At 75.2% G+C, this 10,740-nt stretch carries 7 protein-coding genes; 6 read left to right on the top strand and 1 reads right to left on the bottom strand.

Going from position 1 to position 10,740, the window contains the following annotated elements; translation table 11 throughout:
- The first annotated feature begins 329 nt into the window (after positions 1-329).
- The 4 genes from ACI784_RS22750 (at position 330) to ACI784_RS22735 (ending at position 5,931) form a co-directional block, all read left to right on the top strand.
- The gene (locus ACI784_RS22750; RefSeq protein ID WP_457015029.1) at positions 330-1,970 is read left to right on the top strand and encodes an ABC transporter substrate-binding protein; all 1,641 of its coding nucleotides are present in this window, start codon (positions 330-332) and stop codon (positions 1,968-1,970) included.
- Positions 1,971-2,075: 105 nt separating this feature from the next.
- Positions 2,076-3,176, top strand: a complete 1,101-nt coding sequence (locus ACI784_RS22745) for an ABC transporter permease (RefSeq protein WP_456921345.1) — start codon at positions 2,076-2,078, stop codon at positions 3,174-3,176.
- Positions 3,176-4,240, top strand: a complete 1,065-nt coding sequence (locus ACI784_RS22740; RefSeq protein ID WP_456921346.1) for an ABC transporter permease — start codon at positions 3,176-3,178, stop codon at positions 4,238-4,240. The genes ACI784_RS22745 and ACI784_RS22740 overlap by 1 nt, the downstream gene beginning before the upstream one ends.
- On the top strand, positions 4,237-5,931 hold the full coding sequence (locus tag ACI784_RS22735) for a dipeptide ABC transporter ATP-binding protein (RefSeq protein ID WP_457015028.1): 1,695 nt from the start codon (positions 4,237-4,239) through the stop codon (positions 5,929-5,931). Before ACI784_RS22740 ends, ACI784_RS22735 begins: the two co-directional genes overlap by 4 nt.
- A 61-nt stretch (positions 5,932-5,992) precedes the next feature.
- Here the strand turns inward: ACI784_RS22735 and ACI784_RS22730 are convergent, their stop codons facing one another.
- Complete coding sequence (locus ACI784_RS22730; protein WP_457015027.1) at positions 5,993-6,349, bottom strand: Rieske (2Fe-2S) protein; 357 nt, start codon at positions 6,347-6,349, stop codon at positions 5,993-5,995.
- Between the two features lie 113 nt (positions 6,350-6,462).
- On the opposite strand from ACI784_RS22730, the gene ACI784_RS22725 reads away from it, so the two are divergent.
- A complete protein-coding gene (locus ACI784_RS22725; protein ID WP_457015026.1) occupies positions 6,463-8,502 on the top strand; it encodes a TPM domain-containing protein in 2,040 nt (679 codons plus the stop codon).
- A gap of 115 nt (positions 8,503-8,617) precedes the next feature.
- Positions 8,618-10,663: a TPM domain-containing protein gene (locus ACI784_RS22720; RefSeq protein ID WP_457015025.1), complete on the top strand. Its 2,046-nt coding sequence runs from the start codon at positions 8,618-8,620 to the stop codon at positions 10,661-10,663.
- Positions 10,664-10,740: the final 77 nt, after the last annotated feature.

The raw sequence follows: 10,740 nt of genomic DNA, 5'->3' as shown, positions 1-10,740 counted from the left end.
ACGGGGCCAGGGGCCAAGGGGGACCCCGTCCTCCCCACCCCTCGCAGGCTCGGGGCGGTGCCCGAGACGGGGCCAGGGGCCAAGGGGGACCCCGTCCTCCCCACCCCTCGCAGGCTCGGGGCGGTGCGCTGGACGGGGCCAGGGGCGGAAGCCGTCCGTGGGACATCGACGCCTGAACGGGGCAATCACGAGGCGGTAACAGTCGCCGGAGGGACTCCTGGGAGCGGAGAACCCTGTGCTACGCATGGGTAACCAACACCCATACCCCGGTGTGACCTGGAACATCTCCGGCGTCCTCGGGGGATCTCAGGAAGAACGAAGGTAGGCGGATGAGTTCCGTTCTGACCGGCCGGCGCGTGCGCGCGGCCACGGCGGGCCTCGCGGTCACCGCGCTGGCGCTGACGGCGTGCGGCGGGAGCGACGGCGACGACGGTGGTTCGGGCGGTGGGGGCGGTGACGCCCTGACGATCGGCACCACCGACAAGATCACGACGCTGGACCCCGCGGGTTCGTACGACAACGGCTCGTTCGCCGTCATGAACCAGGTGTTCCCGTTCCTGATGAACACCGACTTCGGCAGCCCGGACGTCGTGCCGGACATCGCCGAGTCGGCCGAGTTCACCTCGCCGACCGACTACACCGTCACGCTGAAGTCGGGCCTGAAGTGGGCCAACGGCAACGACCTGACCGCCTCGGACGTCAAGTTCACCTTCGACCGCCAGGTGGCGATCGCGGACCCGAACGGCCCGTCGTCCCTGCTGGCCAACCTCGACAGCACCGAGGTCGTCGACGACCAGACGGTCGTCTTCCACCTCACGCAGCCCAACGACCAGACCTTCCCGCAGGTCCTGTCCAGCCCGGTCGGGCCGATCGTCGACGAGGACGTCTTCTCGGCGACCGAGCTGACCACCGACCAGGACATCGTCGACGGCGAGGCCTTCCACGGCCCGTACACGATCACCAACTACGACCAGAACAACCTGATCTCCTACGAGGCCTACCCCGACTACCAGGGCCTCCTCGGCGCGCCTGCGACCGACCAGGTCAACGTCCGCTACTACGCCGACGCCTCGAACCTCAAGCTGGACATCGAGGAGGGCAACATCGACGTCGCCTTCCGCAGCCTGAGCGCCACCGACATCGACGACCTGCGCGGCAACGACGAGGTCGAGGTCGTGGACGGCCCCGGCGGCGAGATCCGCTACATCGTCTTCAACTTCAACACCCAGCCGTACGGCGCCTCGACGCCGGAGGCCGACCCGGCCAAGGCGCTCGCCGTCCGCCAGGCGGTGGCCAACCTGATCGACCGTCAGGAGATCGCCGACCAGGTCTACCGCGGCACCTACTCCCCGCTGTACTCCTACGTCGCCGACGGCCTGACCGGCGCCACCCAGTCCCTGAGCGAGCTCTACGGCGACGGCAACGGCGGCCCGGACGCGGACAAGGCCGCGCAGGTGCTGCAGGCCGCCGGCGTGCAGACCCCGGTGCAGCTCTCCCTGCAGTACTCCAACGACCACTACGGGCCGTCCTCCGGTGACGAGTACGCCCTGATCAAGGACCAGCTGGAGTCCACCGGCCTGTTCCAGGTCGACCTGCAGACCACCGAGTGGGTGCAGTACTCCGAGGACCGCGTCGCCGACGTGTACCCGGCCTACCAGCTGGGCTGGTTCCCGGACTACTCGGACGCCGACAACTACCTGTCGCCGTTCTTCAAGCTGGAGAACTTCCTCGCCAACCACTACGAGAACCAGCAGGTCAACGACCTCATCCTGCAGCAGCTGGCCACGGCGGACCCGGCCCAGCGGACGGCCCTGATCGAGCAGATCCAGGACCTCGTCGCCGCGGACCTGTCCACCGTGCCCTACCTGCAGGGCTCGCAGGTCGCCGTCGTCCGGACGGGCGTGGAGGGCGCGGGCGACACGCTCGACGCGTCCTTCAAGTTCCGCTACGGAGCCCTGAGCCGGGGCTGACGACCGGCCTGAGAAGGTAGCGACACCGGCCCCGGGTGACCCCGCCGCACGGCGGAGTCACCCGGGGCCACCCATGTGCGGACCACGCACGCACGGAGGAAGGCCATGACCACAGCAGCGCCCGAGCTCGCGGCCGGCGAGCCGACCCAGGAGGACGCGCCGGCGCGCAGACGTCGCGGTGGCGGGGGCGGCCTGGGCCCCTACATCCTGATCCGCTTCCTGCTGATCTTCCCGACCGTCTTCATCCTCGTGACGACGGTGTTCTTCCTGATGCGCTCGACCGGTGACCCGATCACCGCCGCGCTCGGGGGGCGGCTGACCGGGGCGGAGCTGGCGGCGCGGGTGCACGAGGCCGGGTACGACCGGCCGATCATCGTGCAGTACCTCGAGTACCTCGGCAACGTGTTCACCGGCGACTTCGGGACGACGCTGTCCGACCGCCGCCCCGTCACCGAGGTGCTCACCACCTTCGGGACGGCGACCCTCGAGCTGGCCTGCTACGCGCTGCTGGTGGCCTTCGTCGTCGGCATCCCGTTCGGGCGGCTGGCCGCCTACGCGCGTGACCGGTGGCCCGACGCCGTGCTGCGGGTCTTCGCGATCCTCTGCTACGCGACCCCCGTCTTCTTCGCCGGCCTGGTGCTCAAGCTGGTCTTCTCCAGCTGGCTGGGCTGGCTGCCGGTGGCCGGCCGCGCCTCCACCCGGGCCGAGATCGAGCTGCAGTTCCTCGACAACCCGACCGGCATCTACCTCATCGACGCGATCCGGCTGGGCAACGGCGAGGTCGTCCTCGACGTCCTCGAGCACGCGGTGCTGCCGGCGATCGCGCTCGGCCTGCTGACCGCCGGGGTGTTCCTGCGGCTGGTGCGCACCAACGTCATCGGCACGTTCGGCTCCGGGTACGTCGAGGCCGCCCGCTCCCGCGGCGTCGCCGAGCGGCGACTGCTGCGCAAGCACGCCTACCGGCCCGCGCTCATCCCGATCATCACCGTCATCGGCCTGCAGGTCGCGCTGCTCATGGGCGGCGCGGTGCTCACCGAGACGACCTTCGAGTGGAAGGGCCTGGGCTTCCAGCTGGCCGAGTACCTGCAGGCGCGGGACTTCGTCGCCGTCCAGGGCATCGTCGCCATGCTGGCCGTCATCGTCGCGGTCACCAACTTCCTCGTCGACGTCATCGCCGCGCTCATCGACCCCCGGGTGAGGTACTGATGGCCACCGCCGCCCCTGCCGTCGAGCAGACCCCCGGCACCGACCCCACCCGCCGCGGCTGGCGCCGGCTGCCCGTCGTCCACCAGTTGCGGCAGAGCGTCGGGCTGCAGCGCGGGATGCTCGTCACCGGCCTCGTCCTGGCCGCGGTGTTCCTGCTCACCGCGCTGCTGGCGCCGCTGCTCGCGCCCTACGGCTACAACCAGCTCCGGGACGCCGACGGCGCCTTCGGCGCCCAGCAGCCGCCCTCGTCGGAGCACTGGCTCGGCACCACCGTCGGCGGGTACGACGTGCTCAGCCGCGTCGTCTACGGGTCGCGCACCGCGCTCATGGTGATCGTGGTCGCCATCGTGCTGTCGCTGTTCGCCGGCGTGCTGCTCGGCCTGGTCTCCGGCTACTTCGGCGGCTGGCTCGACCGGGTGCTGGTCGTCGTCTGCGACGCGGTCTACGCCTTCCCGTCGCTGCTGCTGGCGATCGTCATGGCGATCGTGATCAGCGGCGGGCAGTCCAGCCTTTTCGGCGGCATCCTGGCCGCGGCCATCTCGATCACCGTCGTGTTCATCCCGCAGTACTTCCGGGTGGTCCGCGCCGAGACGGTGCGGATCAAGGGCGAGGCCTACGTCGAGTCCGCCCGGGTCGTCGGCGCCGGGCACTGGCGGATCATGAGCCGGCACGTGCTGCGCAACGCCACCCGCACCCTGCCGCTGATCCTCACGCTCAACGCCTCCGAGGCGATCCTCACCCTCGCCGGGCTGGGCTTCCTCGGCTTCGGCATCGAGCCGACCGCGGCCGCGGAGTGGGGCTTCGACCTGAACAAGTCGCTGTCCGACGTCACCAGCGGCATCTGGTGGACGTCGATCTTCCCCGGCTCGGCGATCGTGCTCGTCGTCCTCGGCCTGACGCTGGTCGGGGAGAGCCTCAACGACCTGGCCGACCCGCGGCTGCGCAGCCGGCGCGCTGCGGACGCCGGGGAGACCGCGGAGACGTCCGTCGTGCCGGGCGGCTCGCTGGGAGCCGGGCCGGGTGGGCTGGCCGGACTCGAGGGGACCGGAGGAAACGCACTGTGAACACCGCACGCGACGACGTCGTCGACATCGACGACCTGTCGGTCTCCTTCGCCACCGACGCCGGGACGATCACCGCCGTCCAGGGCGTGAGCCTGTCGGTGGCCGCCGGCGAGGTGCTCGCGGTCGTGGGGGAGAGCGGCAGCGGCAAGACCGTGACCGCCCGCAGCATCCTCGGCCTGCTGCCGGAGACCGCGGCCACCCGCGGCGCGGTGGTGCTGCGCAGCAAGGACGGGACGGCGCAGCACGACGTCGTCACGCTGTCCCGCCGGCAGCTCGGCGACGTCCGGGGCCGGGACGCCGCAATGGTGTTCCAGGAGCCCTCGACCGCGCTCAACCCCGTCTACCCGGTCGGCTGGCAGATCGCCGAGGGGCTGCGGGCGCACGGGAACCTCTCCCGCAAGGAGGCCCGGGCCAAGGCGGTCGACGTCCTGCGGCGGGTCGGCATCCCCGAGCCCGAGCAGCGGGTCGACCACTACCCGCACCAGTTCTCCGGCGGGCAGAAGCAGCGCATCGTCATCGCCCAGGCGCTGGTGCTCGACCCCGGCGTGATCATCGCCGACGAGCCGACCACCGCCCTCGACGTCACCGTGCAGGCCGAGATCCTGGACCTGCTGCGCCGCTGCCGCGACGAGTTCGGCGCCGCGATCGTGCTCATCACCCACAACATGGGCGTCGTCGCCGACCTCGCCGACCGGGTGGCGGTCATGTACCAGGGCCGGATCGTCGAGCAGGCCGACGTCCGGACGCTGTTCTCCGCCCCGCGGGACGAGTACACCCGCCAGCTGCTCGGCTCGGTGCCCCGGCTGGGCGAGGGCCGGGCCCGTGCCCAGGAGCGGGCGGCGACCCGGCCCCCGGGCTGGGCGGCGTCGACCCCGGTCGTCGAGGCCCGCGACCTGCGGATCGTCTACCCCGGCCGGCTGCGCAAGCCGGACTTCGTCGCCGTGGACGGGGTCAGCTTCGCCATCCGGCCCGGTGAGGTGCTCGGGCTGGTCGGCGAGAGCGGCAGCGGCAAGACGACGATCGGGCGGGCCATCGCCGGGCTGACCCGGGTCACCGACGGCTCGCTGTCGGTGCTCGGCACCGAGATGCGCGGGGTCAGGGAGAGGGCGTTCCGGCCGGTGCGCCGCCGCATCGGGTTCGTCTTCCAGGACCCGGCGTCCAGCTTCAACCCGCTGCTGACCATCGCCGAGGCGGTCGCCGAGCCGCTGGTCGTCAACGGGAGGGCCGGCGACCCGCGGGCCGCGCGCGGCCGGGTCGACGAGCTGCTGGAGGCGGTGCAGCTGCCGCGGAGCTTCGGCGACCGGTTCCCGCACGAGCTCTCCGGCGGACAGCGGCAGCGGGCCAGCCTGGCCCGGTCGCTCGCCCTGGACCCCGAGCTGCTCATCGCCGACGAGCCGACCTCCGCCCTCGACGTCTCGGTGCAGGCGCGGGTGCTGGAGCTGTTCGCCGAGCTGCAGCGGGAGCTGGGCTTCGCGTGCCTGTTCATCAGCCACGACCTCGCCGTCGTCGACCTGCTGGCCGACCGGATCGCGGTGCTCTACCGCGGCCGGCTGGTCGAGGAGGGCACGGGTGCGGAGGTGCTCGGGTCACCGCAGCACCCGTACACCCAGCGGCTGCTGGCCTCGCTGCCCGTGCCCGACCCCGACGAGCAGGCCCGTCGCCGGGCGGTCTGGCAGCAGCTGCGCGAGTAGGACGACCCCGTCCTCCCCACCCCTCGCAGGCTCGGGGCGGGATCCGGGACGGGGCCACCCCTCACTCCACGACGACGTCGTCGCCGTGGCGGGCCGCCCGTCGCACCCGCAGCCGCGCCAGCCGCCCGAACGCCGACACCAGCTGCGTGTAGCCCGGCGTCGGCCCGTGGTAGCCGAGGAAGCCGCGCGGCCCCTCGACCATCTCCCCGGTGCGGACGTCGTAGCGGCTCTGGTGCCACGGGCAGACCAGGCAGCCCTCGGCGTCCAGGCTGCCCTCGGACAGGTCGGCCAGCTGGTGCCGGCAGCGGCGCGACACGGCGAAGTACCGGCCGTCCCGGTTGCCCACCGCCCAGTCGCCGACGCGGCGGACCGCCCCGGGCGGCAGGTCGGCGGCGGGGATGCGGTCGGGCTCGGACACGGGGCCTCCTCGGGACGACGTCCGGCGCCCGTACCCCGCGCGGCGCGCCCGGACCCCTCCGGCGTCGGTAGGGTCGCGGGCGCTGCGATCGTCGTCCCACCTCGGAGGTGCCCGTGCGGCGGCTGGTCGTCGTCCTGGGGATGCTGGCCGTGCTGCTGGTCGCGGGTGGCCCGGCCCTGGCCGTGCCGCCCTCCCGGCTCGACGAGCAGGTGACCGACCAGGTCGGGGCGCTGGCCGGCGACGAGGCCCGGGTCGAGGAGGCGCTCGACGCGCTGCGCGCCGAGGACGGCACCCAGCTGTGGGTCGCGTTCGTCGGGAGCTTCGACGGCGCCTCCGGCGAGGAGTGGGCCACCGACGCCGCGGCGGCGTCCCAGCTGGGCAGCACCGACGTGCTGTTCGCCGTGGCCGTCGACGACCGCACCTACGGCGTCTCGGTCGACGAGGGCTTCCGGCTCTCCGACGCCGAGGTGGACACGCTGCTGGCCCAGGACGTCGAGCCGGCGCTGTCCGAGGGCGACTGGGACGGCGCCGTGGTGGCCCTGGCCGACGGCCTGCGCGGCGGGAGCGGCGGGGGCGGAGGCGGCGGGGGGACCACCGCGCTGCTGGTCGTCGGCGGGCTGGCCGTCGTCGGCGGCGGGGCCTGGCTGGTCACCCGCTCGCGGCGGCGGGCCCGGACGGCGCGGCAGCCGGAGGCCGGCCCGGCCGACCCGCACGCCGGCGTCCCCACCGAGGAGCTGCGCAACCGCGCGGGCGCGGCGCTCCTGGAACTCGACGAGCAGGTGCAGACCTCGCGGATCGACCTCGACTACGCCCGCGCGCAGTACGGCCCGGAGGCGGTGACGGGGTTCGACACCGCGCTGGCGGAGTCCGAGGCCGAGCTCGCGCGCGCCTTCGCCCTGCGCCAGCAGCTCGACGACGAGGTGCCGGAGGACGACGCGGCGACGCGGCGGCTGCTGACCGAGCTGCTGGCGCTGGTGGCGACCGCGGACGCTCGGCTCGACGACCAGGCCGAGGCCTTCGCGCAGCTGCGCGATCTCGAGCGCACCGCACCGCAGGTGCTCGACGCCCTCGAGCCGCGGATCGCCGAGCTGCGGGCCCGCGTGCCCGCGGAGGAGCAGCGGCTGCAGGAGCTGCGTGGGCGCTACGCCGAGACGGCCCTCGCGCCGGTCGCCGACAACGTGGCCGAGGCACGGGCGCGGCTGGCCGCGGCCGAGCAGGAGATCGCCGAGGCCCGGGGCGACCTCGCCGCGGGACACCCGGGGGCGGCGGTGACCGACGTCCGGGCCGCCGAGGACGCCGTCGCCTCGACCGTCACCCTGCTCGACGCCGTCGGCCGGCTGGCCGCGGACCTGGACGCGGCGGCCGGGCGGGTGGCGGCGGTCCGGACCGAGACGGAGGGGGACCTCGCCGAGGCGCGGGCGCTGGTCGCCGCCGGGGACCGCACCGGGCTCGCGCCGCAGGTGGCCCGGGCGGAGGCGGCGCTGGCCTCGGCCACGGCCGCGCTCACCCCGGCGGACGGCCGCCCCGACCCGCTGGCGGCCCTCCGGCAGCTGGAGGAGGCCGACGCCGCCCTCGAGCAGGCCCTCGGCGGCGCCCGGGACGCCCAGGCCCAGGCCCGCCGTGCCGCCGCCGCGCTGGACTCGGCGCTGCTGGCCGCGCGGTCGGCGATCACGGCGGCGGCCGACTTCGTGAGCACCCGGCGGGGCGCCGTCGGCCCGGGGGCCCGCACCCGGCTCGCCGAGGCGCAGCGCCACCTGGACGCGGCCGTGGCGCAGGGGTGGTCCGACCCGGTCGGGGCGCTGCGCGAGGCGCAGCAGGCCGACGCGCTGGCCCGCCAGGCGCTCGACGCCGCCCGCGGCGACGTCGGCTCGTGGGCCGGCGCCCCGGGCGGCTTCGGAGGCGGCGGCTTCGGCGGCGGTGGCTTCGGGCCGGGCGGCTTCGGCGGCGGGTACCCCGGCCGGGGCGGCGTGGACCTGGGCAGCCTGGTGCTCGGCGGCATCCTCTTCGGCGGCGGCGGCGGCGGCGGGTCGCGCGGCGGCTACCGCAGCAGCGGCTTCGGCGGTGGGGGCCGCCGGTCCGGCGGCACGCGCAGCTCCGGCGGCGGGCGGCGCTCCTCCGGCGGCGGCCGCCGTGGCGGCGGAGGGCGCTTCTGACCGGCCGGGAGCGGGAGACGCGCTCCACGGACGGCTGGGGAACTGTGCGCGATCGCCACGCGTGCCTACAGTCCGGACGCCCCGACGGGCGTCCTCGTACCTCGGAGGTCCACCCGTGCGCCGGCTGACGATCGTCCTGGCATCCCTGACCGCCCTCCTCGTGGTCGCCGCCCCCGCGCAGGCCGTGCCGCCGTCCGGACTGACCGACCAGGTCAGCGACCAGGCCGACGTCATGGACGCCGGTGAGGAGGCCGACGTCCAGGCGGCGGTGGACGACCTGAGCGCCGAGACCGGCACCGAGCTGTACGTCGTCTACGTGGACAGCTTCGACGGGACCGACCGGACCCAGTGGGCGCGGACCAGCGCCGAGCAGACCGGGTTGGACGACGACGACGTGCTCATGGCCGTCGCCGTCGACGACCGCCTCTACGGCGTGCACTACGGCGACCAGATCGACGCCTCGGACCTGCAGGACGTGCTGACCGGCGACGTCCAGGCGCAGCTGTCCCAGGGCGACTGGGCCGGGGCGTCGGTGGCGCTGGCCGACGGCCTCGCCGCCGACGCCGGCGGCTCATCCGCGGCCGCGGACTCCTCGGCGGGCGGCGGGGGGACGGCGCTGGTCGTCGTCCTGGCGCTGCTGGCCGCGGCCGGTGCCGCGTACCTGTTCACCCGCCGGCGCAAGCGGGCCCCGCAGCGGGAGCTGGCCGCGGCGCCGGCGCAGCGGCGCGTGGTCGACCCGCACGCCGGGACGCCCACCGAGCAGCTCAACTACCGCGGGAGCACCGCGCTGCTCGAGCTCGACGAGCAGGTGCGCAGCGCGCAGCTGAACCTCGACTACGCCCGCTCCTACTTCGGGGAGGAGGCGGTGCCGGGTCTGCCCGAGGCGCTGGACCGGTCGCGCGCCGAGCTGGCCCGGGCCTTCACCATCCGGCAGGAGCTCGACGACGAGATCCCCGAGGACGAGCCGACCCAGCGCCGGATGCTCACCGAGCTGCTCGCGCTCACCGACGCCGCCGGGGAGCGACTGCGCGCCCAGGCGGCGGCCCTGGAGGAGCTGCGGGAGCGGGAGCGCACGGCGGGCCAGGCCGCGGACGAGCTGGCCCGGCGGATCGAGGAGCTGCAGCGGCGGCTGCCCGACGAGGAGCGCCGGCTCGCCGACCTGCGGGCCCGGTACGCCGCGGCGGTCGTCGCGTCGGTCGCCGAGAACGTCGCCGAGGCCGGGGTGCGGCTGGCGGCGGCCACGCGGGAGGTCGAGCTCGCCCGACAGGAGCAGGCGGCCGGGCAGGGGGGCCGCTCGGTCGGCCGGCTGCGGGGGGCGGAGAACGCCGTGGGGCAGAGCGCCACGCTGCTCGACGCCATCGCCCGCCTCGGCGGGGACCTGGCCGCCGCCGAGCAGCGGGTGCCGGCGGCGCGGGCCGACATCCAGGAGGACCTCGCCGAGGCGCGGGCCCTCCTGGCGGCGGGCAGCCGCAGCGATCTCCGACCGCAGATCGCCCGCGCGGAGTCCGCGCTCGCCTCCGCCGACGCCGCGCTCTCCGGCGGGGACGGCGCGGGCCCCGACCCGCTCGCCGCGCTGCGCCGGCTCGAGGAGGCCGACATCGCGCTGGAGCAGGCGCTGCAGACCGCCCGCGACGACCGGACGCGGGCGCGGCGGGCCGCCGAGGCGCTGGACCAGGCGCTGCTCACCGCCCGCGCGGCGGTCGCCGCCGGCGGCGACTTCATCAGCACCCGCCGCGGCGCGGTCGGCAGCACGGCCCGCACCCGGCTGGCCGAGGCCGAGCGGCACCTGGCGGCGGCGGAGCGGCAGGCCGGCGCGGACCCCACGGCCGCGCTGCGGGCGGCGCAGACCGCCGACCGGCTCGCGCAGCAGGCGCTCGCCGAGGCCGAGGCCGACGTCCAGCGGTGGTCCCAGCGGACCGGCTACGGCGGCTACGGCGGCTACGGCTCGAACTGGGGCGGCGGGTACGGCGGCGGCTACGGGGGCTACGGCGCTCCCCGGCGCGGGGGCATCGGCCCGCTCGGGGCCGGCCTCGGTGGGCTGCTGCTCGGCGGGCTGATCTTCGGAGACCACGGCGGCGGCGACGTCGGGGGCGGCGACTGGGGCGCCTCGGACTTCGGCGGCGGCGACTTCGGCGGGGACTTCGGCGGCGGGGAGTTCTGACCGTCTCCGGCACGCGCCGCTCGCCGGGCACTGGGAACTGTCGGAGGCCGATGGCACGGTGACCCTCCCCACACCGG

It is taken from the genome of Geodermatophilus sp. SYSU D01186 (assembly GCF_054050215.1).
The sequence above is the reverse complement of the archived record's forward strand: the minus strand, read 5'-3'. Positions and strand labels throughout refer to the sequence as shown.

What these genes read in the sequence shown, in the direction of transcription:
- ACI784_RS22750 (WP_457015029.1), top strand. Translation starts at nt 330, where the DNA reads ATGAGTTCCGTTCTGACCGGCCGGCGCGTGCGCGCGGCCACGGCGGGC.
- ACI784_RS22740 (WP_456921346.1), top strand. Translation starts at nt 3,176, where the DNA reads ATGGCCACCGCCGCCCCTGCCGTCGAGCAGACCCCCGGCACCGACCCC.
- ACI784_RS22745 (WP_456921345.1), top strand. Translation starts at nt 2,076, where the DNA reads ATGACCACAGCAGCGCCCGAGCTCGCGGCCGGCGAGCCGACCCAGGAG.